Source organism: Pseudomonas sp. RIT-PI-r (assembly GCF_001297015.1).
In the GTDB taxonomy this organism is placed as follows: Bacteria; Pseudomonadota; Gammaproteobacteria; order Pseudomonadales; family Pseudomonadaceae; genus Aquipseudomonas.
Map to the genome: position 1 here is coordinate 47240 of NZ_LIGE01000036.1, position 22434 is coordinate 69673.

Sequence of the window (22434 nt, forward strand, 5' to 3'; positions counted from 1 at the left end):
TTCGAGGGCATGCAGGGCGCGGTCTACGCCGACCGCGCAAGGCACTGGAATGCTGTCTGGCCGGGACTCTGTACCCGGAACCATTCACCAATGAGAACGGATGACGTCTTGAAATAATTAGTCGGCAGGCTGGATCGCCAACGGGGACGGGGTGTGGCGGCGTGTCGCAGTTCTCACAACGCACCGATTTGGATCATTAATTCTTTTTCTCATTTGACAATCATTATCATTCAACATAATTTGTCGCTCGATGTGTAGGACGGCCCCGTCCCCCCAGGCGTCCCACTAACCTATTTGGCAGCAAGGTGATTTCCATGACGGAACAAGTATCCACAAGCAGGTGCGATTCACCGCTACTTCAGGCATTCGTCGACAATCGACTGATTCTGGTCAAAATTGCAGCCCGCATTACCGGCTGCCGCTCACGTGCCGAAGACGTGGTGCAGGACGCATTTTTCCGACTGCAGTCGGCACCGCCGATCACCTCGTCGATCAAGGCCCAACTGAGTTATCTGTTCCAGATCGTGCGCAACCTCGCCATTGATCACTACCGCAAACAGGCGCTGGAACAGAAATACTCCGGCCCTGAAGAGGAAGGGCTGAACGTGGTCATTCAGGGTGCTTCGCCGGAAACCTCACACATCAATTTTTCGACCCTGGAACACATCGCCGACGCGCTGACCGAACTGCCCAGCCGCACTCGCTATGCGTTCGAAATGTACCGCCTGCACGGCGTGCCGCAAAAGGACATCGCCAAGGAACTCGGCGTATCGCCGACCCTGGTCAACTTCATGATTCGTGATGCACTGGTGCACTGCCGCAAGGTCTCGGGCAGTCGGCGGGATGCGGTGATTGCGGGTCGTCGTTAAGACCACATGGCCAGATAGAAAAAGATCGCAGCCTTCGGCAGCTCCTACAAGGAAATGCATTCCTCTGCAGGAGCTGCCGATGGCTGCGATCTTTTGCTTTTAAATCACCTCAGGCCAATTTGCACCGATCAAAAAACCGCTCACGCCCCAGCATCATCAGCGCCGCGCGCTTGTGCGGGAAATCGAACTCCTTCTCGCAGTGGAAGCACTGATTCTGCATATGGCCAATCATCTTCGCGTTGTCGGCGCGGGGCTCGGCGACCACACGCTGGGTGCGCGGATCATCGAGAAACAGGTAATGCACCAGCGCCGATAACCAGCTCGCCACTTTGTGCGGACCGCGGTGATCTTCTTCGCCCACCAGCATGTGAATGCCGCGATCGTAATTGTCGGCATCGTAGAACGGCGCAATCCGATCTTCCTTCGCCCAATAGGCTTCGAAATAAGCGAACGGCTGATCATCGAAACAGCCGATCAGTGTCAGCGTGTGCGGATCGGCATCGAGCTTGCTCAGGTACTCGCGATGTTTTTCGAGGCTGCCCTCCTCCTGCCAGAAACTGGCTACCCGCGGACTGTTCTGCCAGCGATTGAAACGTGACAGATCTTCTTCGATCTCCACCGTTCGCAGGGAAATCCACGCACCAAGGCGCGCGTCGAAACGCCGATACACTTCACCCCGCGGCTTCACCGGTCGCAGCGGATGGCGCTTGCCCTGGCTGATGACCATTTGCTGCGGGTAGCTGCCGCTCAGCGAGGTTCCGAGCCACGGTTGCGGCAGTTGCCAGAACAGCGTGCGCTCGCAGCGATATTCACCGGCCACTTCAGTGCTTGCCAGCAAACCGCTGAGCAGCGCTTCAGTCGGCGGCTGATCCAGTTGCCAGGTCAATTGCTGGCAGTCAGGATCGCGGGCGAACAACCAATAACAGGCGGCCCACAGCGCTTGCCCTGGCGGCAAGGCAAAACGCTCATCGATCTGGATCGGCCCTTTGACCTCACGATCAAGGCGCAGACGAATCAGCGGTCGTCCGTCCAGGCTCAGGCTCAGACGGCTTTCGGTGGCATCAGCGATCAGATGACTGCCCGAAGGCAACGCAAGGGCAGTCAGGTCATTCAGATTGGACATGGGTCGGGCTCACGATAATCGTCGACAGTTCAACGATGGGACGTGATCCGGAATGAGAAATTTAGGCTTTGCAGGGAAATCAATGCCTCAGTGGTGAGGCACCGGTACCACGGCAATCTTGTATGGCTCGAAAATCTTCAGCATTTCACCGTTGTCGCGCAACCCCTGGAGCAGTCTGGCAAATGCCTCACCGCTGATCGGCGCGGTCGGCCGCAGAATCGCGTAGTGGTGATAGACCTGATCGACGCGCTGCGAGACCAGCAGCTCATCACGGACTTTTTCATTACGCAGCAGGTAATCGCTCAGATACGAGCGGGTGACCAGGGCGATATCGGCGCGTCCGCGCAGCACCATCAGCAGGTTGCTGTCGTGGGAATAGGTCAACGTGGCATTGAAGTTCTGTGCGAGGAACTTGGGGTCCGCGTTGAAGTTGGCGAATTCGTAGTGATACCCGCTGAACAGTGCCAGACGCTTGCCGGTGAGGCTCGCAAAGTAACTTTGCTGACGACCGTCTTCGCGTTGCGCGACGAAAATTTCGGCGTCTTCAAGGCCCATATCGACGTCGGTGTGGGGAATATCCTTCCAGCCCCATTCCGGGTTCTCGAAGATCGCCATGTCGATCCGGCCCTGCTTGAAATCACCAAAACGTCGCGGAATCGATGTCGGTACGAGGACGAACTGATAGTCGCTTTGCAGCCCGTTCAAGGCCTCGACCAGTTGCGGCAGCAGACCGGTGTCGGCACCATTTTCCGGGCGAATGGTGTATGGCGGGAAGTGTGCCGCGCCAACCCGAACCAGTTGCGCTGCCTGGACAGGCAACAAGCATGATGCCGTCAGAGCGGCGAGCAAAAAACCCGCGGCCGTCCGAATTGGCGAAGACTTCAAAACACCCCACTCCCCGAAAAAATACCGATCATTGCATTCAAGCTAGGCGGTTTCGCCCAGTTAGCCAGTTTCCCGGCCGGATAGAAAGTCGTTCAACGCTCTTCGAGGACCAGAATCAACGCCTCCTCCGCCAGTTGCTCAAGGCTCAAGCCACCGCCGGCACGGAACCAGGTGGTGGTCCAGGACAACGCGCCAGTGAGGAAACGTCGGGTAATAAATACGTCGCCGCGGATCAAACCGTGCGCCTTGGCTTCGCCGAGCACTTGCAGCCAGAGGTCTTCATAAACATCGCGCAACGCCAGGACTTTGGCCTGACCGTCCTCGGACAACGAGCGCCATTCGTAAACCAGTACCGCCATCGCTTCGCCGCTGCCGCCCATGATCGACTGCAGTTCGCAGCGAATCAGCGCCAGCACGCGCTCGCGCACATTGCCGGCTTCGGCGAGTGCCGCACGCATCAACGCGGTGTTGTAGCGGATGGTTTCCTCCATCACCGCGCGGAGAATTTCATCCTTGCTTTTGAAGTGATGAAAAATGCTCCCCGACTGAATACCGACTGCGCCGGCCAGATCACGCACCGTGGTGCGTTCATAACCTTTGTTACGGAACAGGTGAGCCGCCACTTGCAGCAATTTGCCGCGAGCGCTGTCCGGGTCGGTCAACTGACCTTCGTCGACCAATTCGCGCATGACCCTCAGGGCTTTTTGCTCGTCCACCCGTTCTCTCCTACAGTCGATCAGTCTGTTGCCCCCTGAAACCGCAGGGTTGCGCGCAATTTAAGCCGCCAGCGACGACCAAGCAAGCGCTTGGGCAGAAGATAATCTTAGCCATTTACAAACCAAGCGCTTGCTTGGTAGCCTCAAGACACTTCTGTCGCAGGTTTCTGAGTCGGAGATAAAAATGCCAACCACCGTCCGTATCGGATGCGCCAGTGCATTCTGGGGTGACACGTCTACCGCCGCTGCTCAGCTTGTGGCCGGAGGGCGCCTGGATTATCTGGTGTTCGATTACCTGGCCGAGATCACCCTGTCGATCATGGCCGGCGCACGTATGAAAGATCCGCAGGCGGGTTTCGCCGGCGACTTCATCGAAGTCCTGACGCCGCTGCTGCCACAGCTGGCGGAACAGAATATCCGCGTCATCAGCAACGCCGGTGGCGTCAATCCACTTGCCTGCGCCGCCGCATTGCAAGCGGCCTGCGACAAGGCCGGAGTAACACTGAAAATCGCCGTACTGCTCGGCGATGACCTGCAACCGCAACTCAAACAACTCAGTGGCATCCGCGAGATGTTCAGCGGTGCACCGCTGCCGCCGATGTGCGTGTCGTCCAACGCCTACCTCGGCGCACCGGGGATCGTCGAAGCCCTGCGCCTGGACGCCGACATTGTCATTACCGGGCGGGTGGTCGACAGCGCGGTGGTCAGCGCGGCACTGGTGCACGAGTTCGGCTGGTCGTGGCACGACTACGACAAACTCGCCCAGGCCGCGCTGGCCGGGCACATCATCGAATGCGGCGCGCAATGCACCGGTGGCAATTTCACCGATTGGCGCGACGTTCCGGATTACGAACACATCGGTTTTCCGATCGTTGAAGTCAGTGCCGACGGCCAGTTCATCGTCAGCAAACCCGAAAATTCCGGTGGACTGGTCACGCCGCTGACGGTCGGCGAACAGTTGCTCTATGAGATAGGCGACCCACAGGCGTATCTGTTACCCGATGTAGTCTGCGATTTCACTGAAGTCAGGCTTCAGCAGCGAGGCAAAAACGCCGTCCATGTGCATGGCGCCAAAGGGCTTCCGCCAGGCGACAGATACAAAGTCAGCGCGACCTGGCCGGATGGCTTTCGCTGCACTGCCAGTTGCCTGATCGCCGGCATCGATGCGGTGGAAAAAGCGCAGCGTGTCAGCCAGGCAATCATCGACAAAACCGCAGAGATGTTCAGCCAGCGCGGCTGGCCAGCCTACAGCGAAACCAGCATCGAACTGCTCGGCAGCGAAGCCACCTACGGCCCCCATGGCCAGCGTCGCGACAGCCGCGAAGTGGTGATCAAAATCGCTGTGCGCCACCCGAACAAACAGGCGCTGGTGCTGTTCTCCCGCGAAATTGCCCAAGCCGCGACCGGCATGGCCCCGGGGCTGACCGGCATCGTCGGGGGACGGCCAACGGTGTACCCGCTCATCCGCCTGTTCTCATTCCTGATCGAGAAAACCACCTGCACCTTGCAAGTCGACATTGCCGGCGAACGCCATCCTTGCACCCTGCCCTCGCAGGAGGCACTCGACAGCGGAGATTTGCCTATTGCCCGGCAGCCACCGAAACCCCAGGGCCGCGCCGATGCCAGCGTGCCCTTGGTAAAACTCGCCGTGGCGCGCTCCGGAGACAAGGGCAATCACAGCAACATCGGCGTGCTGCCACGTAAACCCGAATACTTGCCGTGGATCGCCGAAGCACTGACCCCGGCGGTGATCGTCGACTGGATGCGCCACGTACTCGACCCGATCCATGGCCGGGTCGAGCGCTGGTATCTGCCCGGCACCCACAGCCTCAACTTTCTCCTGGAAAACGCACTCGGCGGCGGTGGCGTGGCCAGCCTGCGCATCGACCCGCAAGGCAAAGCCTTCGCCCAACAACTATTGGAAATCCAGATCCCGGTGCCGCAGGGCATCGCCGAACAGCTCGACTAGAGGAGGGTTTGCATGGCTTACGCGTCGATTTTCAACGCTGATCTGTTCAGCGGCCAGACCATCATCGTCACCGGCGGTGGCAGCGGCATTGGTCGCTGCACCGCCCATGAACTGGCGGCGCTTGGTGCCAATGTGCTGCTGGTCGGGCGCAAACCGGAAAAGCTGCAAAAGGTCGCCGCTGAAATCGCCGAAGACGGGGGCCGCGCGCACTGGAAGGCCTGCGATATCCGCGATGAAGAAGCGGTGAAGCAATTGGTGAAAGAACTGATTGCCGAGCACGGGCCGATCCACGGTCTGGTCAACAATGCTGGCGGCCAATACCCGTCGCCATTGGCTTCGATCAATCAGAAAGGTTTCGAAACCGTGCTGCGCACCAACCTCGTTGGCGGTTTCCTGATGGCGCGGGAAGTGTTCAACCAGTCGATGAGCAAACACGGCGGCAACATCGTCAACATGCTCGCCGACATGTGGGGCGGCATGCCCGGCATGGGCCACTCGGGTGCGGCGCGGTCGGGCATGGACAACTTCACCAAGACCGCCGCGTTCGAATGGGGTTACGCCGGGGTGCGGGTCAACGCGGTGGCGCCGGGCTGGATCGCCTCCAGCGGTATGGACACTTACGAAGGCGCGTTCAAAGCGGTGATTCCAACCCTGCGCGAGCATGTGCCACTCAAGCGCATCGGCACCGAATCGGAAGTCAGCGCGGCGATTGTGTTTCTGCTCAGCCCGGCGGCGGCGTTCATCAGTGGCAGCACCTTGAAAATCGATGGTGCAGCCAGCCTCGGCAGCCGTGCATGGCCGCTGCACAAGGCGACTCACAGCGAATCGTTCAATGGTTTCCACCGCGCCTACCTTCCAGACGTGCTGAAGGACAAGGAGTAAGCCATGCCGCAGATCCAGTCCCAACTCGACCCGCACAGCGAGGCTTTTGCGCGCAACCGTGCGGCGATGCTCACGGCCATCGAACACGTCCAGCAACTCGAACAGAACCTGCTGAACAAGGCCGCCGAAGCCAAAGGGAAATTCGACAAACGCGGGCAATTGCTGCCCCGCGAACGCTTGAACCTGTTGCTCGATCCCGGTGCACCCTTCCTCGAACTGGCCAGCCTCGCCGGCTACAAATTGCATGACGACAAGGACGGCAGCTCGGCCGGCGGCGGGCTGATCGCCGGCATCGGTTACGTCTGCGGCATCCGCGCGATGGTCGTGGCCAACAACAGCGCGATCAAGGGCGGCACCATTTCGCCAAGCGGCTTGAAAAAATCCCTGCGCCTGCAACAGATCGCCCAGGAAAACAAACTGCCGGTGATCACCCTCGCCGAAAGCGGCGGTGCCAACCTCAATTACGCAGCGGACATTTTCGTCGAAGGCGCACGCAGTTTTGCCAATCAGGCGCGCATGTCAGCGATGGGCTTGCCGCAGATCACCGTTGTGCACGGCTCGGCCACGGCGGGCGGCGCCTATCAGCCGGGGCTGTCGGACTACGTGGTGGTGGTGCGCGGCAAGGCCAAGCTGTTTCTGGCCGGCCCGCCACTGTTGAAAGCAGCCACCGGCGAAGTCGCCACCGATGAAGAACTTGGTGGCGCGGAGATGCACGCACAGGTTGCCGGCACGGCTGAATACCTGGCGGAAAACGATGCCGATGGCGTGCGTCAGGTGCGTGAAATTCTCCGTATGTTGCCGTGGAACGAACAATTGCCGTGGCTGCCGGAGCCACAATACAAAGAGCCGCTCTACCCGATCGAAGAACTGCTCGGGTTGATCCCCGACGATCCGAAAAAGCCTTATGACGTGCGCGAAATCATCGCGCGCATTGCCGACGAATCCTGCTTCGTCGAATTCAAGGGCGAGTTCGATCAACAGACAATTTGTGGTCAATTGAAGATTCAGGGCCGCGCTTGCGGTTTCATCGGCAACAACGGCCCGATCACCCCGAACGGCGCGAGCAAGGCAGCGCAGTTCATTCAGTTGTGCGACCAGAGCCAGACGCCGCTGCTGTTTTTCCACAACACCACCGGCTTCATGGTCGGCACCGAATCGGAACAGCAAGGCGTGATCAAGCACGGCTCGAAACTGATTCAAGCGGTGGCCAACGCGCGGGTGCCTAAACTGACGATAGTCGTCGGCGGCTCTTACGGTGCCGGCAACTATGCGATGTGCGGACGCGGACTCGATCCACGCTTCATCTTCGCCTGGCCGAACAGCCGCACGGCAGTGATGGGCGGCGCGCAGGCCGGCAAAGTCTTGCGCATCGTCACCGAAGCCAAGCAGCTCAAAGATGGTTTGACGCCAGACACGAAGATGCTCGACATGCTCGAACAGGTCACCGCACAAAAACTCGACAGCCAATCCACCGCCCTCTACGGCAGCGCCAACCTGTGGGATGACGGGCTGATCGATCCACGCGACACGCGCACCCTGCTCGGCTACTTGCTGGACATCTGCCACGAAGCCGACATTCGCACGCTGCAACCCAACAGCTTCGGCGTCAGCCGGTTCTGACCGCCACGGATTTTACGGAGAACAATAACAATGATCTTCACCCCGGAACACGAAGCCCTGCGCCGTACCGTCCGCCAGTTCGTCGAGCACGAGATCAATCCACACGTCGATGAATGGGAAAAGGCCGGACGCTTTCCGATCCACGAGATTTTCCGCAGGGCTGGCGACCTCGGTCTGCTCGGCATTTCCAAACCGGAAAAATTCGGCGGCATGGGCCTCGACTACAGCTATTCGATTGTCGCCGCCGAGGAGTTCGGCACTATTCATTGCGGCGGCATTCCGATGTCGATCGGTGTGCAGACCGACATGTGCACGCCAGCCCTCGCCCGCTTCGGTTCCGATGAGTTGCGCGAAGAATTTCTGCGCCCGGCGATCACTGGTGAGCAGGTTGGCTGCATCGGTGTTTCTGAAGTCGGCGCCGGTTCCGACGTGGCCGGGCTGAAAACCACCGCGCGCAAGGACGGTGACGACTACGTGATCAACGGCAGCAAGATGTGGATCACCAACTCGCCGAGCGCCGATTTCATCTGCCTGCTCGCGAACACTTCGGACGACAAACCGCACATCAACAAGTCGCTGATCATGGTGCCGATGAACACGCCGGGGATCAGCCTCAGTTCGCACCTGGACAAACTGGGCATGCGCAGTTCGGAAACCGCTCAGGTATTTTTCGACGACGTGCGCGTGCCGCAACGCAATCGCGTCGGCCACGAAGGCGCCGGGTTCATGATGCAGATGCTGCAGTTCCAGGAGGAACGTCTGTTCGGCGCGGCGAACATGATCAAGGGTCTCGAGTATTGCGTCGACAGCACCATCGAGTACTGCAAGGAGCGCAAAACCTTCGGCAATGCGCTGATCGACAATCAGGTGATCCACTTCCGCCTCGCCGAATTGCAGACCGAAATCGAATGCCTGCGCGCGCTGGTCTATCAGGCCACCGAGCAGTATGTGAAAGGCCAGGACGTGACGCGACTGGCGTCGATGGCCAAGCTCAAGGCCGGGCGTCTGGGTCGCGAAGTCAGCGACAGTTGCCTGCAATATTGGGGCGGCATGGGTTTCATGTGGGACAACCCGGTGGCCCGCGCCTATCGCGATGTTCGACTGGTGTCGATTGGCGGCGGCGCCGACGAAATCATGCTGGGGATCATCTGCAAACTGATGGGCATTCTGCCGGGGAAAAAGAAATGAGCAGCCTGCCCGATTGCCAGACGCTGTTGCTGGAACTGCATGGCGGCGTGCTGCACATCACCCTCAATCGCCCGGACAGCCGCAATGCGATGAGCTTGCAGATGGTCAGCGAATTGCGCGCGGTGCTGGCCTGCGTACGCGATGACCGCAGCGTTCGCGCATTGGTGCTCAGCGGTGCCGGCGGGCATTTCTGTGCCGGTGGCGACATCAAGGACATGGCCAGTGCTCGTGCTCAGGGTGTGGATGCTTACTGTGATTTGAATCGCGCTTTTGGTGCTTTGCTGGAAGAGGCGCAGCACGCGCCGCAAGTGCTGATCACCGTGCTGCAAGGCGCAGTGCTCGGTGGTGGTTTCGGTCTGGCCTGTGTCAGCGATATCGCCATTGCCGATCACCAGGCGCAATTCGGTCTGCCGGAAACCAGTCTGGGTTTGCTGCCGGCGCAGATCGCACCGTTTGTGGTCCAGCGCATCGGCCTGACCGAAACCCGTCGGTTGGCGCTAACGGCAGCGCGTTTTGACGGGCATCAGGCACGACGTCTGGGGCTGGTGCATTTTGTCGAGCAGGATCCGCAGGCACTGGCCGAACGTTTGGATGAGGTGCTGCAACATGTGCTGTGTTGTGCGCCGCAGGCGAATGCGATGACCAAGAAATTGTTGTTGGCCAGTGCCGGGCAGCCTTCGAGTGAACTGCTTGATGAGGCGGCGCAGTGGTTTGCCGAGGCGGTGACGGGGGAAGAAGGGATCGAGGGCACCATGGCTTTTGTGCAGAAGCGTAAACCGCGGTGGGCTACCTGAAAGCATCGCGAGCAGGCTCACTCCTACATTTGAAATGCGTTCCCCTGTAGGAGTGAGCCTGCTCGCGATGAGGCCTCCACATCCACCGCCAAAACCTCAGGAAACCCACCATGCCAACCCTCCATAAAATCCTGATCGCCAACCGCGGTGAAATCGCCTGCCGCATCCAGCGCACCGCCCAGGCGTTGGGTTACCGCACCGTCGCCGTCTACAGCGACGCCGACGCCGATGCCCTGCACGTACAAATGGCCGATCAAGCCGTACACATTGGCCCGTCCCCGGTGCAGCAGTCGTATCTGAATATTCCGGCGATCCTTGACGCCGCTCGTCGCAGCGGCGCCGACGCCATCCATCCCGGCTACGGCTTCCTCTCGGAAAACGCCGAGTTCGCCCGCGCCTGCGAACAAGCCGGTTTGACCTTCATCGGCCCCAGCGTCGCAGCCATCGAATTGATGGGCAGCAAACGTCAGTCGAAAATCGCCATGCTCGCCGCCGGCGTGCCCTGCATCGCCGGTTATCAAGGCACCGAACAGGACGACACGACCCTGCTGCGCGAAGCCGAACGCATCGGCTACCCGTTGATGATCAAGGCCAGTGCCGGTGGCGGCGGTCGCGGCATGCGTCTGGTCCACGATGGCGCTGATTTACCGGCACAACTGCGCACCGCACGTTCAGAAGCATTGAACGGTTTTGGCTGCGACGAACTGATCCTCGAACAGGCGTTGATCGAGCCGCGTCACGTCGAAGTGCAATTGTTCGGCGATCATCAGGGCAACCTGATTTACCTTGGCGAACGCGATTGCTCGGTACAGCGGCGTCACCAGAAAGTCATCGAAGAAGCGCCCTGCCCGGTGATGACCGCCGAGTTGCGTCAGGCCATGGGCCAGGCGGCACTGAAAGCCGGACGCGCGGTGAATTATGTCGGCGCTGGCACCGTGGAGTTTCTGCTCGATGCGCGTGGGCAGTTCTATTTTCTGGAGATGAATACTCGCTTGCAGGTCGAACATCCGGTGACCGAACTGATCACCGGGTTGGACCTGGTAGCGTGGCAACTGTTGGTTGCCGAGGGGCAGCCGTTGCCGCTGACTCAGGATCAAGTCCAACTCAGCGGCCATGCAATGGAAGTGCGACTCTATGCCGAAGACCCAACACAGGGTTTTCTGCCACAAACCGGCCGCATCACGGCGTGGGAGCCGGCGCAGCAACACGGCACACGCATTGATCATGGCCTGCGCGAAGGGCAACTGATCAGCCCGTTCTACGACCCGATGCTCGGCAAACTGGTCGCCCACGGCGCCACTCGCGAGGAGGCACGACGCAAACTCCTGCGCGCGGTGCAGGACACGGTGCTGCTCGGTGTGCAAAGCAATCAGCGCTTGCTGGTCAGCGTGCTGCAACACCCACAGTTCATCAGTGGCAACTTCAGCACAGACTTCATCGGGCAGCATTTCAGCGATCACCCCTGCCTGCATCCATACGCGCCGAGTGAAGAAGATCTGGCCATCGCCGCGGTGCTGTTTTATCAAACCAGCGCCCTCATCCACCGCAAACCGCTTTCCGGTTGGCGCAATAACGCCAGCGTGCCGCTGCTTTACCGCCTCGGTCTCGACACTCAGAACTGGAACCTGCAACTGCTTGCTGAACCGCAAGGCGTGTTCAAGGTGAAGGTCGCCGAACGCACTCTCGAATTGAAACTGATCAACCACGATACCCAGTCGGTGACGCTGGAAATCGACGGCTTGCGCCAGCGTCACGCCTATCGACTCGATGCCGGTCAACTCTGGCTGTTCACCCATCCCGGCGCCCTGCGGCTGGAGGATCGAACTCACGCGGTGATCGACAGTCAGACCAGCGTCAGTTCCGGCACCTTGAAAGCACCGATGGACGGTGCCATCGTCGACGTACTGGTCAGCGAAGGCAGCCCGGTCAGCAAAGGTCAATTGCTGGTGGTGCTGGAGGCAATGAAAATGGAGCACCCGCTCAAGGCCGGCATCGACGGCGTGCTCAAGCGGGTGCAGGTCAAGGTCGGCGATCAGGTAAAAAATCGTCAGGTTCTGTTGCAGGTCGAGTAGTCAGCCGAGCGCAAATGCAGGGTTTGGCTACGCTCTGAATTATCAGAACGCGGAAATCAGGAACCCTGCGATGCCCCACTGGCTGGTCATAGATCTGGAAGCCACTACCGACGAGGGTGGCTGGCCAGTCACCGAGATGGAAATTATCGAGATCGGCGCCACGCTGGTCGATCGTGCCGGGCGCGAGCAGGATCACTTCCAGCGCTTCGTCAAACCGACACGACGGCCCCTGCTCACGCCGTTTTGTCGCGAGCTGACGCACATCACTCAAGCCAATATCGATGCGGCGCAGCCACTCAACGAAGTCTGGCCGGCGTTCGAACGTTGGCTTGCGCAGCATCAGTCACGCCTCGAAGGCTGGGCCAGTTGGGGCGATTACGACCGCAAGCAATTGCTTCAGGAGTGGCAGCGCCTGCAGATCGACAGCGGCTTGAGCCGCGTGCCGCACATGAACCTCAAGCAACGTTTCGCCAAGGCCCGACGCCTCGAGCGCCCGCTGGGCCTCAACGGTGCACTGCAACTGGCGGGTATGCAGTTCAGCGGTCAGCAACACCGGGCGCTGGAAGATGCGCGCAACACCGCGCGGTTATTGCCACTGGTGTTGCCACTCTAGGGTCAATTCGAGAACTCACCGGACAGACGCCGGGCAGGTGACGGCGTTGAAAGCCTTGTGCATACTGGCCGCCTCAATTTTTTAGCCCTTTTCGAGGAATCGCCCATGTTTAAAGTCAACGAGTACTTCGACGGCACCGTCAAGTCGATCGCCTTTGGCACCGCTGAAGGTCCGGCGACCATCGGCGTCATGGCCCCGGGCGAATACGAATTCGGCACCGCCCAGCGTGAAATCATGCACGTGGTATCCGGCGCACTGACGGTCAAACTGCCAGACAGCGGCGACTGGGAAACCTTCGCCGCCGGTAGCCAGTTCAACGTCCCGGCCAACAGCAAGTTCCAGCTGAAAGTCGCTGTCGATACCGCTTACCTGTGCGAATACCGCGGCTAAGCCCGCGGCCCGCAGCAAAAAAAGAAGTACTGCGCAAAAAAATGCCCGTGTCCAAGGACACGGGCATTTTTCGTTTCGGTGACGGGTTATTCGAGGATTTCCACCGACATCCCGACCTCCAGCAGACCATTGCTGTCGTTCACCAGGTTCTGGCCGAACATCGCCCCGTCGGCCTCGGCTCGGTATTTCTGCAAGGTCGCCAGCGGCTCACGATCAGCGCTGCGCTCACCGGTTTGCGGATCGATGGTGGTCAGGATGCAGCGTGAGCACGGCTTGACCACGCGGAACTCGACATCACCGATACGAATGCGTTTCCAGCTGTCCTCGGCATACGCTTCGCTGCCTTCGATCACCAGATTCGGTCGAAAGCGCAGCATCTCCAGCGGCCGCCCAACCTTTTGCGAAAGGTCCTGCAGCGACGCCTCGCCAATCAACAGCAGCGGAAAACCGTCGGCGAACGCGACTTGATCATCTTCGTTGCCATAGCCGGCTTGCGTGGTGCGGGCGCGATCCAGTGGCACCTGCACCAGACGCGTCGGTTTGCCAATGAAATCGCTGACCCAACGGGCCGCTTCTTCACCGGCATCCGGCACGCGCAAGGTGTCACGCCAGATCGTCACGCCGCGCAACTCGGCATCGTTTCCCGGCAGGGCGATGTCGATGGCAGCCTGCTGCGGCGCACTCAACGTCAGACCGCCCTGTTCATTCCACAGGGCCGACAACTGGCTCATCTTCGCTTCGGCACGCTGTGTCAGAAAACGGCCACTGGCTTCGTCCACGAGCATCCAGCGTCGGTCGCCATCAAGCCCCAGCTTGTCGAGGTCGACACTTTGCAGCACATCGACCTTGCCGGATTTCAACGGGTAACGATAAAGCGCGCTCAGACGCAGCATGGCCAGCTCCCTGGAGGATAAAAACGCCACCCTATACGAGCTTGAGCAGGAATCAAAGAGCAAAAACCGTAGGAGTGAGCCTGCTCGCGATAGCGTTGGGTCAGCAATGATTTGGGGCTGCCCCCCCCTCTATCGCGAGCAGGCTCACTCCTACAAGGGGTGCGTGATCAGGCCGGCACTTCGTCAAGCATCAGGCGCTGACGCACCACGTCGACCAGTTTGTCCGGCTGAAACTTGGAGAGGAAATTGTCGCAGCCGACCTTCTTCACCATCGAGTCGTTGAAGCTACCGGACAGCGACGTATGCAACACCACATACAGGCCTCGCAGACGCGGATCGTTGCGAATTTCGGTGGTCAGACGGTAACCGTCCATTTCCGGCATTTCCGCGTCGGTGAATATCATCAGCAGCTTATCGGTCATGTTCACGCCGGTATCGGCCCAGGCCTTGAGCATGTTCAGCGCTTTCAGGCCGTCGCTGGCAATGTGCATTTTCACCCCGAGCTGGCCAAGGGTGTCGCGCAATTGCGAAAGCGCGACGTTGGAATCGTCCACCAGCAATACTTCACGGCCACGGGCACGCTCCAGCACCGGATCATCGAGCTTTTCACGCGAGACTTTGGCGTTGTACGGGACGATCTCGGCGAGGACTTTTTCAACGTCAATGATTTCCACCAGTTGATCGTCAACCTTGCTGATCGCGGTCAGGTAGTGCTGACGGCCAGCGCTGGTTGGCGGCGGCAGAATGGCTTCCCAGTTCATGTTGACGATACGGTCAACGCCACCGACCAGGAAAGCCTGTACCGAGCGGTTGTACTCGGTGACGATGATCGTGCTGTTCGGCCCCGGCACCAGTGGTCGCATGCCAATTGCCTGAGACAGGTCGATTACCGGCAGCGTCTGCCCGCGCAAATTGACCACACCACAAACAAACGGGTGACGCTGAGGCATCAGGGTCAGTTTAGGCAACTGCAGCACCTCCTGAACCTTGAACACGTTGATCGCGAACAATTGGCGCCCGGCCAGTCGAAACATGAGAATTTCGAGGCGATTCTCACCCACCAGTTGTGTGCGTTGGTCTACCGTGTCGAGAATGCCGGCCATCAATGACTCCTGGGCTTGTTCTGAAGAATTCACTAAGAGGGTTTATCGGCTGCGTGCGGCAAATCTTGATCACTGCCAAATTCGCCATCAAAATGCCACAACCGGTCATTGATGTCACATTAACATCATGCTTTACTGGCCCCCGTGATTTCATCTGTTACAACCCTTGTGGCGCGACCTCGGTTTGCGCTCCAGGTTCCCGCGCCTAAGGGATTCCCCTACCGACAATCAGGCCCAACCTGATATTCGCAATATCCAATAGCCATTAATGTGACGCCATTCTCATTGCATGAACGGAGTCAGGCTATTGTGTGCGATCGCAGTTCAGTGGAAACACATCCTCTTGAAACCCCGAATTTGTGCACCTGCGCACCGGGGCGCGATCTCGCGACGGTTCATGATCGTCGACACACACGGCATTCCCTCATCAGACATGACGTGGTGGAGATAAGCATGCCAATCGACCATAAAGAGTGGGCCCAGCGGTTCCCCGAATTTCTTGTCGAGGCCGAAACGCTGCTGGCCAAGTCCGAGGAGTGCCTCAGCCACCTGCAATTGATCAGCAACGACAAAGACGCCATCGACTGCATGCTCAATACCCTCCTCAAGCTCGCGGGCAGAGCCCAGGCATTGGCACTGGAGGCAGTTTCCGAGTTTTCCCTGCACATCTACGGCTTGCTCAACCTGGCACAGGATCATGTCGACCTGCACGAACAGGCGCTCGCGGCCTTGAAAGACTGCTTCACGCTGATGGCCTGGCAACTCGAACTGGTTGATCAGAACACGGGGCAACTAGGCCTGGATGACAGTGAACAGACCTCGTTGATCGAGGCCTTCGCCTTTCAGGTCGGCCAAAGCCGGTTCAAGCCCCTCCTCGCGCCGCAGCCTTTGTCACTGATGTCCTATTCAGAGCGACAGGCCTGATGAGCGCGCATGTCGTAATTGAATAGTTCATACCTGCCAGCGACAAAACCAATTAAATAACCAACCTGACCAGAGCGGATACATTCCAGCAGGCCTCAGGGTTTTCCTGTGTCCAGGTAACTCAACTTCGGGCACGCAGCAATATCTATCAAACTCAATTAACCGACATTTTCCATTATGGAACTTACGTCCAACATACCGTGTTTTCTGACTCATTGGACATATATGGCGAACGCGACCAACGGTATCTTAAGTGGTATTATGCCGCCCGTTAGTTGCTTTCGAATTAATGGCACAGTGACTTCAGAGATCGACATCGCTCGAAGTTGACGGTCAAACACCGCTCACTGAAGCCTGTTGAAATCAATAATATATTTATCAGCATTTCCAGACAGAGACCCGTCAAACCTCCGGCAGGTCTACCCGCAGCGAACATCCATTGGCTCCATCCGTTATGTACGCCAGCCTCAAGTCAATCTCTACATGGCCACCCTCCCGGGAAAATGCCCGTCGGTTCACCCTCATATTGTGTGTGCTCGCGGCAGTGGGCAGTCTGCTGACCTATGCTTTTTCCCTGCCACTTTGCCTGGGGTTGCTGCTGCTCAACATCGCGGCCACGGCTTGCGTATGGGTGCAATATCGGCTGTCACGCAAATCGATCAAGTTCCAGCCGCAGGAACTCGCTGATCGTTTGCTGGAGGTTCAGGAAAACGAACGTCATCGCCTCAGCCGCGAATTGCACGACGACATTGGCCAGTTGCTGACCGCCGCCAAACTGCAAAGCGAGTGGCTCAGGCGGCGCCTGCCGGAGGACTTGCAGGAGCACTGTACGACGCTCTGCGACACACTCGAAGAAACCCTCAATAAAGTGCGCGACGTCTCGGCGATCCTGAACCCGCGTCAACTGACCAGCCTTGGCCTGGAGGCCAGCCTGCGCGCGCACTTGCTCAAGGCACTGGCCAACACTTCGGTGCACTGGAGCCTCGATTGCCAGCAGCGCCTCAACGGGATCCCTGAAGAAATGGCGGTTGCCGCGTTTCGTATCGCTCAGGAGGCCGTCACCAATATTCTGCGTCACGCGCAGGCGAAAAACCTGCTGATACGCGTGCAGCGACTGCCCCAAGGACTGACGCTGATGATTACTGATGATGGTCAGGGATTTGCCCCTGCCGCCAACCCGGGGCGGGAAGGACAACGGGGCATGGCCGGGATGGCCGAACGTATCGAGCAATTGGGTGGCACTCTGAGCGTCACCAGTGAGCCGGGCAATGGCACTCGGATCGAAGCACTTTTCCCCTGGGCGCCCCGGGCACTCGAGCGGGCCAGTACGAATAAGGTTATGCGTTGACTTGTAACTTACTTCTGGTGGATGACCACTCGCTGATCAGGGCCGGCGTGCGCGCTCTGGTACTGGATATTCCCGGTTACGCAGTAATCGGCGAAGCCAATGACGGCTCGCAACTGCTCGAAATGGTTGAGCAATTGAGTCCCGACATCGTGCTTCTGGATATTTCCATGAAGGAAACCGGCGGCCTCCAAGCCCTGCAACGGCTCAAACGCGTGCGCCCACAAAGCAAAGTGCTGATCCTGTCGATGCACACCGATCCTTCATTGATCATGCAGGCGCTGGAATCCGGTGCCCACGGCTATCTGCTCAAAGACACCACAGCCACCGAGCTCGAACACGCGCTGGAAGCCTTGCGCAACGGCGAGCGTTATTTGAGTCCGGCGATCGCCCACACGGTGATTACCCAGGCGTTGACCCGTAATCAGAAGCAGCAACCGGAAGTCGCCGACTCGCATAATCTGACGGCGCGTCAGCTGGAAATTCTCCGTCTGATCGTGCGCGGCAAATCCACCCGGGAAATTGCCAACGGCCTCGGCCTGAGCATCAAGACCGTCGAGACCCACCGCTCGCAAATCATGAAACGCCTGCAAATCTACGATGTGGCAGGCCTGGTGCTGTTCGCCGTGCGCGAGCAGATCATCAGCCTTGATGATTGACCGAAGGTTTGCCGCTCAACAGTGGTGAACCCTCGGGCAAATGCACCTGCAACGCCGCCGGACGCGCTTCAAAGCGCATGTTGTCGCCCTCCAGCGGTTCGCCATCAAGATTGATATAAAGCCCCTCGGCCACCTTGATCTCGACCCACGGCAAACGGGTACGGACGAACATGTTGTCGATACCGAACCCGTCGCTCAGCAGATTCTTCAATGTACCGACCAACTCCTGTGGCGCCGGCAGGATACTGATATCCAGCATCCCATCGTCGACCAGAGCCTGCGGACACAGCACGTGCCCGCCGCCGGCCTGACGGCCGTTACCGATACCCAATGCCAGCAGTTCGCCACGCCAATGGAAATCCGGCCCTTGCAGTTCACCATAGGCGGCATGCAGCTCACTGAAGCGCGACAATCCGGTGAACAGGTAGGCAGCGCCACCCAGAACCTTCTTCAGGTCTTCGGAGGTGTTAGCGGTGACCTGACTGCCAAAACCACCCGTGGCCATATTGAGGAAAATCTGCCCGCCTACTTCGCCCAGATCGATATCCGATGGCGGTGTATCGAGCAGTTCAAGCGCGTCGGCCGGCTCGAGCGGGATACCCGCTGCGCGAGAAAAATCGTTGGCCGTACCCAGCGGCAGCAGCACCAGACTGGCCTTTTTGGGTTGCTGCGCAAGGGCTTCGGCGATGTCGCGCAAAGTGCCATCACCGCCGCCGGCAATGATTCGCGTGTACCCCGCCTCCAGCGCCTCCCCCACCAGACGCTGTGCATCGCCGGCTTCCCAGGTCAGTCGGACCGCCAGCTCCCAGCCTTTCTCACGCTTGGCCTCGACGGCCGCGCGTACGGACTCGTTGAGTGCCTGCTTGCCATGCAGAATCAATAGCGCCCTTTGCTCACTCATATCACTCACTCCGAAAATGGTTTGGGGTATGAGACATCTTGACCCTTCAAGCGCACAAAAAAGTCGCCGCAATCGCAATTAATTCAAACGTATGGCCACCGCGTCCTACAGGGCGGTATTTATTCTTACAAAAAATGCAGAAACGGCTTAATTGACCAGATTTCATGTGTAGTCCACCGTGTGTCGGCGCTATCAATCTGCAACCCAACAATACACAAGGATGTGCATGTAATGAGTGGATACACCCTGACGACTATCGACTATCAATCGGGTGACATCAGTTGCCAACGCCGACCCGCAGCAGAAGGCGGATGCTTTCATGCAGAGCATTGATGCCAAAAAACCTGTGAGCCCGGCCATACCCGCCAGTGACTGTCACATGTTGCATAAAACCGATACGAAAGGCCGCGCCAAAGCCACTGGAGACATTGATATGGAACCTCGATTTGCCGAGCTTGAAACCCACCTCAAGTACATTCGACGCGACATGGACGAAGTCAGAGGTGACGTCAAATCGATCAAGCATCGCCTTGCCTATGCGGCAGGGGCTACCGCTGTGGTATTGGGTTTACTGGGTTGGGTGGCCAACAGCCGATTTGACCAGCTCGTGACGCTCATAGGCTGAATGCCCGGAGTGCCGGCGCCGGCTGTTTTCCACCGGCGTGGCACTCACGGCGCCGATCTTCAACCGAGAAGATCACTTAACGGGATGAAACCGACCTCATCACCGGCCACCAGTGTTCTTCCCTCCAGTACCTCGACAAGACCATCGGCCCAGGCAGCACTGCGCAGGACACCGGAACTTTGATTGCGGTAAATGATTGCCTGCCCTTGCTCAAGACGGCCACGCAAATATTCCCGCCGATTGCCGGGCTGCGGCCAGTCGAACCCCGCAGGCACCTTGAACTTCAGCGGCTCGAGATCCTTCACACCTTGTCGGCGCAACAGATAAGGGCGAGTCAGCAAGGCGAAAGTCACCAGCGTCGAAGCCGGGTTTCCCGGCAAACCAATCACGGGCACATTGCGAAAATGGCCGACGGTCAATGGTTTGCCTGGCTTGATCGCCAGCTTCCACAACGCCAGCTCTCCTTCCTCCCGCAACGCGATGCCGAGGAAGTCGGCCTCTCCGACCGAAACGCCGCCAGTGGAGAGAATAAGGTCAACGTCCTGCAGTTCACCCAGGCGAGCTCGGGTCGTGGCCAGATCATCCGGAAGAATACCGGCATCGATCACCTCGCATCCAAGCCGCTGCAACCAGCTGCACAGCACCACGCGATTGCTGTTGTAGATCTGCCCCGGGCCCAGCGCCCGCCCCGGCTCGACCAGCTCATCACCGGTTGACAGCACCGCCACACGGACCTTGCGTATGACATCAAGCCCGGCATACCCCAACGACGCAGACAAACCCTGCTCGATCGGCCCCAGCCGGGTTCCAGCCTCGAGAATCAATTCACCGACCGTGGTCTCCTGACCTTGCGGGCGGATATTCTGCCCCGCCGCCATCGTCTCGATGAAACGTACGCGGCCATCGGCCTGGACCTCAGCGTTTTCCTGCATCTCGACGCAGTCCGCACCCGCTGGCACCGGCGCACCGGTAAAAATCCGCGCGCAGGTTCCCCGCTGCAAAGGCTCGGGCGCCTGACCGGCAAAAACCTTCTGGCTGACCGGCAACGGTTCGCCTGTCCAGTCGCCCAGGTTCAAGGCATAGCCATCCATAGCGCTGTTCGGCCAGGGTGGCAGATCCAGGGTCGAAATCAGATCCTCGGCCAGCACCCGCCCCTGAACCTCGGCCAGAGGCAAATACTCACGCTCGCTGACGGGCGAGGCTGCGGCCAGTTCCAGCAAGCGCGCCAACGCCGCCTCGACGGGCATCAGGCTAGCGGTCTTGCCCGGCTTACCCACGGGATTCACAAGGCGCCGCCTGTTTCAGATGCGTGACGAAATTGCACGGGCGGTGCCGGGCATCGAGCTGTTCGCCAAGAATGCCGTCCCAACCCGTACGTACTGCGTTGGTCGAGCCCGGCAAACAGCAAACCAGCGTACCGTTGGCTAGCCCGGCGAGGGCGCGCGATTGCACGGTCGAGGTGCCGATGTCGGCTACCGAAATCTGCCGGAACAGTTCGCCGAAACCATCCACTTGCTTGTCGAGCAGGCACGCTACCGCTTCTGGCGTGCTGTCGCGACCGGTGAAACCCGTGCCGCCAGTGATCAGCACCACCTGTACGACATCGTCGGCAATCCAGTTGGCGACTTGCGCACGAATTTTGTAGAGATCATCTTTGAGCAAAACCCGCTCCGCCAGATGGTGACCGGCCGCCGTCAAGCGGTCGACGAAGACCTGGCCTGAGGTATCGGTTTCCAGGGTGCGGGTATCACTGACAGTCAGTACCGCTATATTGAGCGGCACGAAAGGTACATCAGCCTTGGCTTTCATAGGCTCGTCCAGTTGTAGGAGAAACAGCCCGGTGTTATATCACAGCGCCCCATTTTTTCGCCGCCCCCGTGGAGAGCCGCCATGCCCCTGAATACGCAACTGCCACCCTGCTCCATTCTGCTTTTGGCAGGCGGACGCGGCCAACGCATGGGCGGGCAGGACAAAGGACTGGTGGAGTGGCTGGGCGAGCCTTTGATTGCACATTTGCAACGCAAGGTGCGAGCGCTGACTGACGACCTGATCATCTCGTGCAACCGCAATCGTGAACGCTATGCGCCGTTCGCCGATCAATTGGTCGTAGATGACCAAGGCGATTTCCCCGGACCACTGGCCGGTATCCGTGCGGGTCTGAAAGCCGCGCGCCACTCGCACCTGCTGGTCTTGCCGTGCGATGTTCCGCGGATTGACGCAACATTGCTGCAAGACATGCGCGAGACTGCCAGCCAGAATCCTGAAAAACCTTTAATGTTGCGCCATGATCAGCATTGGGAACCGCTATTGTGTGTGATTCCTGTCGCCCTTTTGCCGGCATTCGAAGAGGCCTGGAACGCCGGTGAGCGCAGCCCTGGCCGGGTAATGCGCAGGCTCGATGCCAGTGCACTGGAATGTCCTGACAATGACCCGCGGCTGGCGAACCTCAACACCCCCGAACTGTTAAATTCGCACAACACTGTGTCAGACTGACAGCACTCAAGGAACTCTCACGCCTTGTATACGTCTCAAGCTCAGTAACCAAAAGAATTCCCATTCGGAGACACACCCATGACTCAACGGACCCTCGCCACTTTCATGCTCGCACTGGGCCTGGCTACCCTCGCAGGTTGCTCGTCGCCTACAGTGATCACCTTGAATGACGGTCGCGAAATCCAGGCCGTCGACACCCCGAAATACGATGACGATTCGGGTTTCTACGAGTTCCAACAACTGGACGGCAAAGAAACTCGCATCAACAAGGATCAGGTTCGTACCGTTAAAGAGCTGTAAGCTCTGCGTCGACACCGGATACAGAAAAGCCCGCATTATTGCGGGCTTTTTCATGGGCGCTGGAAAGTGG

23 protein-coding genes are annotated in these 22434 nt (G+C 59.1%); 15 read left to right on the forward strand and 8 right to left on the reverse strand.

Features of this window, described 5'->3' with window-relative positions:
* The first annotated feature begins 314 nt into the window (after nucleotides 1-314).
* Nucleotides 315-869 (forward strand): RNA polymerase factor sigma-70, encoded by a 555-nt coding sequence (locus tag AK821_RS20595; RefSeq protein WP_008088195.1) that lies wholly within the window; start codon nucleotides 315-317, stop codon nucleotides 867-869.
* Nucleotides 870-978: 109 nt separating this feature from the next.
* On the opposite strand, the gene AK821_RS20600 is transcribed toward AK821_RS20595, so the two are convergent.
* From AK821_RS20600 to AK821_RS20610, 3 genes are all read right to left on the reverse strand, one after another.
* The gene (locus tag AK821_RS20600) at nucleotides 979-1992 is read right to left on the reverse strand and encodes a GNAT family N-acetyltransferase (protein ID WP_064391349.1); all 1014 of its coding nucleotides are present in this window, start codon (nucleotides 1990-1992) and stop codon (nucleotides 979-981) included.
* An 87-nt stretch (nucleotides 1993-2079) separates the two neighbouring features.
* Entirely contained in the window at nucleotides 2080-2877 is a 798-nt protein-coding gene (locus tag AK821_RS20605; protein WP_064391350.1) for a substrate-binding periplasmic protein, read from the reverse strand.
* Nucleotides 2878-2969: 92 nt separating this feature from the next.
* Nucleotides 2970-3593 (reverse strand): TetR/AcrR family transcriptional regulator, encoded by a 624-nt coding sequence (locus AK821_RS20610; protein ID WP_064391351.1) that lies wholly within the window; start codon nucleotides 3591-3593, stop codon nucleotides 2970-2972.
* 184 nt (nucleotides 3594-3777) lie between these two features.
* Between AK821_RS20610 and AK821_RS20615 the strand changes: the two genes are divergently transcribed.
* From AK821_RS20615 to ppnP, 8 genes are all read left to right on the forward strand, one after another.
* Nucleotides 3778-5562: an acyclic terpene utilization AtuA family protein gene (locus AK821_RS20615; protein ID WP_064391352.1), complete on the forward strand. Its 1785-nt coding sequence runs from the start codon at nucleotides 3778-3780 to the stop codon at nucleotides 5560-5562.
* Between the two features lie 12 nt (nucleotides 5563-5574).
* On the forward strand, nucleotides 5575-6444 hold the full coding sequence (locus tag AK821_RS20620) for an SDR family oxidoreductase (protein ID WP_064391353.1): 870 nt from the start codon (nucleotides 5575-5577) through the stop codon (nucleotides 6442-6444).
* 3 nt (nucleotides 6445-6447) lie between these two features.
* Nucleotides 6448-8064, forward strand: coding sequence for a geranyl-CoA carboxylase subunit beta (gene atuC / locus AK821_RS20625; protein WP_064391354.1), 1617 nt, complete (start codon nucleotides 6448-6450; stop codon nucleotides 8062-8064).
* Nucleotides 8065-8094: 30 nt separating this feature from the next.
* Entirely contained in the window at nucleotides 8095-9252 is a 1158-nt protein-coding gene (gene atuD, locus AK821_RS20630; RefSeq protein WP_064391355.1) for a citronellyl-CoA dehydrogenase, read from the forward strand.
* Nucleotides 9249-10046: an enoyl-CoA hydratase/isomerase family protein gene (locus AK821_RS20635; RefSeq protein ID WP_064391356.1), complete on the forward strand. Its 798-nt coding sequence runs from the start codon at nucleotides 9249-9251 to the stop codon at nucleotides 10044-10046. Before atuD ends, AK821_RS20635 begins: the two co-directional genes overlap by 4 nt.
* A gap of 110 nt (nucleotides 10047-10156) precedes the next feature.
* Nucleotides 10157-12118, forward strand: coding sequence for an acetyl-CoA carboxylase biotin carboxylase subunit (locus AK821_RS20640; protein WP_064391357.1), 1962 nt, complete (start codon nucleotides 10157-10159; stop codon nucleotides 12116-12118).
* A gap of 70 nt (nucleotides 12119-12188) precedes the next feature.
* Nucleotides 12189-12731, forward strand: coding sequence for an exonuclease domain-containing protein (locus AK821_RS20645; RefSeq protein ID WP_064391358.1), 543 nt, complete (start codon nucleotides 12189-12191; stop codon nucleotides 12729-12731).
* A gap of 105 nt (nucleotides 12732-12836) precedes the next feature.
* Nucleotides 12837-13121, forward strand: coding sequence for a pyrimidine/purine nucleoside phosphorylase (gene ppnP, locus AK821_RS20650; RefSeq protein ID WP_064391359.1), 285 nt, complete (start codon nucleotides 12837-12839; stop codon nucleotides 13119-13121).
* Between the two features lie 86 nt (nucleotides 13122-13207).
* On the opposite strand, the gene AK821_RS20655 is transcribed toward ppnP, so the two are convergent.
* Together AK821_RS20655 and AK821_RS20660 are read right to left on the reverse strand one after the other, a co-directional pair.
* Complete coding sequence (locus AK821_RS20655) at nucleotides 13208-14014, reverse strand: MOSC domain-containing protein (protein ID WP_064391360.1); 807 nt, start codon at nucleotides 14012-14014, stop codon at nucleotides 13208-13210.
* A gap of 167 nt (nucleotides 14015-14181) precedes the next feature.
* Entirely contained in the window at nucleotides 14182-15117 is a 936-nt protein-coding gene (locus AK821_RS20660; RefSeq protein WP_064391361.1) for a chemotaxis protein CheV, read from the reverse strand.
* A gap of 453 nt (nucleotides 15118-15570) precedes the next feature.
* On the opposite strand from AK821_RS20660, the gene AK821_RS20665 reads away from it, so the two are divergent.
* The 3 genes from AK821_RS20665 (at nucleotide 15571) to AK821_RS20675 (ending at nucleotide 18045) form a co-directional block, all read left to right on the forward strand.
* On the forward strand, nucleotides 15571-16041 hold the full coding sequence (locus AK821_RS20665; protein WP_064391362.1) for a hypothetical protein: 471 nt from the start codon (nucleotides 15571-15573) through the stop codon (nucleotides 16039-16041).
* 454 nt (nucleotides 16042-16495) lie between these two features.
* Nucleotides 16496-17389 carry a sensor histidine kinase gene (locus AK821_RS20670; protein ID WP_064391363.1) on the forward strand — a complete coding sequence of 298 codons (894 nt, stop codon included), beginning with the start codon at nucleotides 16496-16498 and terminating at the stop codon, nucleotides 17387-17389.
* Nucleotides 17386-18045, forward strand: a complete 660-nt coding sequence (locus AK821_RS20675) for a response regulator (protein ID WP_064391364.1) — start codon at nucleotides 17386-17388, stop codon at nucleotides 18043-18045. Before AK821_RS20670 ends, AK821_RS20675 begins: the two co-directional genes overlap by 4 nt.
* Here AK821_RS20675 and yegS read toward each other — a convergent pair.
* Complete coding sequence (gene yegS, locus AK821_RS20680; RefSeq protein WP_064391365.1) at nucleotides 18029-18946, reverse strand: lipid kinase YegS; 918 nt, start codon at nucleotides 18944-18946, stop codon at nucleotides 18029-18031. The genes AK821_RS20675 and yegS overlap by 17 nt on opposite strands.
* 319 nt (nucleotides 18947-19265) lie before the next feature.
* Here yegS and AK821_RS30950 point away from each other — a divergent pair, with 319 nt between their 5' ends.
* Nucleotides 19266-19571 carry a hypothetical protein gene (locus AK821_RS30950; RefSeq protein ID WP_177330967.1) on the forward strand — a complete coding sequence of 102 codons (306 nt, stop codon included), beginning with the start codon at nucleotides 19266-19268 and terminating at the stop codon, nucleotides 19569-19571.
* A gap of 59 nt (nucleotides 19572-19630) precedes the next feature.
* Here the strand turns inward: AK821_RS30950 and AK821_RS20690 are convergent, their stop codons facing one another.
* Together AK821_RS20690 and moaB are read right to left on the reverse strand one after the other, a co-directional pair.
* The gene (locus AK821_RS20690) at nucleotides 19631-20857 is read right to left on the reverse strand and encodes a molybdopterin molybdotransferase MoeA (RefSeq protein WP_064391366.1); all 1227 of its coding nucleotides are present in this window, start codon (nucleotides 20855-20857) and stop codon (nucleotides 19631-19633) included.
* Complete coding sequence (moaB, locus tag AK821_RS20695; protein WP_064120226.1) at nucleotides 20841-21380, reverse strand: molybdenum cofactor biosynthesis protein B; 540 nt, start codon at nucleotides 21378-21380, stop codon at nucleotides 20841-20843. Before moaB ends, AK821_RS20690 begins: the two co-directional genes overlap by 17 nt.
* Nucleotides 21381-21461: 81 nt before the next feature.
* On the opposite strand from moaB, the gene mobA reads away from it, so the two are divergent.
* Together mobA and AK821_RS20705 are read left to right on the forward strand one after the other, a co-directional pair.
* A complete protein-coding gene (gene mobA, locus AK821_RS20700) occupies nucleotides 21462-22064 on the forward strand; it encodes a molybdenum cofactor guanylyltransferase MobA (protein ID WP_064391367.1) in 603 nt (200 codons plus the stop codon).
* A 78-nt stretch (nucleotides 22065-22142) separates the two neighbouring features.
* A complete protein-coding gene (locus AK821_RS20705) occupies nucleotides 22143-22364 on the forward strand; it encodes a YgdI/YgdR family lipoprotein (RefSeq protein ID WP_016770600.1) in 222 nt (73 codons plus the stop codon).
* Nucleotides 22365-22434 lie beyond the last annotated feature (70 nt).

Coding starts and splice junctions, on each gene's coding strand:
- AK821_RS20635 (WP_064391356.1), top strand. CDS start 9,249: ATGAGCAGCCTGCCCGATTGCCAGACGCTGTTGCTGGAACTGCATGGC.
- AK821_RS20660 (WP_064391361.1), bottom strand. CDS start 15,117: ATGGCCGGCATTCTCGACACGGTAGACCAACGCACACAACTGGTGGGT.
- mobA (WP_064391367.1), top strand. CDS start 21,462: ATGCCCCTGAATACGCAACTGCCACCCTGCTCCATTCTGCTTTTGGCA.
- AK821_RS20620 (WP_064391353.1), top strand. CDS start 5,575: ATGGCTTACGCGTCGATTTTCAACGCTGATCTGTTCAGCGGCCAGACC.
- ppnP (WP_064391359.1), top strand. CDS start 12,837: ATGTTTAAAGTCAACGAGTACTTCGACGGCACCGTCAAGTCGATCGCC.
- AK821_RS20615 (WP_064391352.1), top strand. CDS start 3,778: ATGCCAACCACCGTCCGTATCGGATGCGCCAGTGCATTCTGGGGTGAC.
- moaB (WP_064120226.1), bottom strand. CDS start 21,380: ATGAAAGCCAAGGCTGATGTACCTTTCGTGCCGCTCAATATAGCGGTA.
- AK821_RS20600 (WP_064391349.1), bottom strand. CDS start 1,992: ATGTCCAATCTGAATGACCTGACTGCCCTTGCGTTGCCTTCGGGCAGT.
- AK821_RS20595 (WP_008088195.1), top strand. CDS start 315: ATGACGGAACAAGTATCCACAAGCAGGTGCGATTCACCGCTACTTCAG.
- AK821_RS20705 (WP_016770600.1), top strand. CDS start 22,143: ATGACTCAACGGACCCTCGCCACTTTCATGCTCGCACTGGGCCTGGCT.
- yegS (WP_064391365.1), bottom strand. CDS start 18,946: ATGAGTGAGCAAAGGGCGCTATTGATTCTGCATGGCAAGCAGGCACTC.
- AK821_RS20640 (WP_064391357.1), top strand. CDS start 10,157: ATGCCAACCCTCCATAAAATCCTGATCGCCAACCGCGGTGAAATCGCC.
- AK821_RS20670 (WP_064391363.1), top strand. CDS start 16,496: ATGTACGCCAGCCTCAAGTCAATCTCTACATGGCCACCCTCCCGGGAA.
- atuC (WP_064391354.1), top strand. CDS start 6,448: ATGCCGCAGATCCAGTCCCAACTCGACCCGCACAGCGAGGCTTTTGCG.
- AK821_RS30950 (WP_177330967.1), top strand. CDS start 19,266: ATGCAGAGCATTGATGCCAAAAAACCTGTGAGCCCGGCCATACCCGCC.
- AK821_RS20655 (WP_064391360.1), bottom strand. CDS start 14,014: ATGCTGCGTCTGAGCGCGCTTTATCGTTACCCGTTGAAATCCGGCAAG.
- atuD (WP_064391355.1), top strand. CDS start 8,095: ATGATCTTCACCCCGGAACACGAAGCCCTGCGCCGTACCGTCCGCCAG.
- AK821_RS20645 (WP_064391358.1), top strand. CDS start 12,189: ATGCCCCACTGGCTGGTCATAGATCTGGAAGCCACTACCGACGAGGGT.
- AK821_RS20665 (WP_064391362.1), top strand. CDS start 15,571: ATGCCAATCGACCATAAAGAGTGGGCCCAGCGGTTCCCCGAATTTCTT.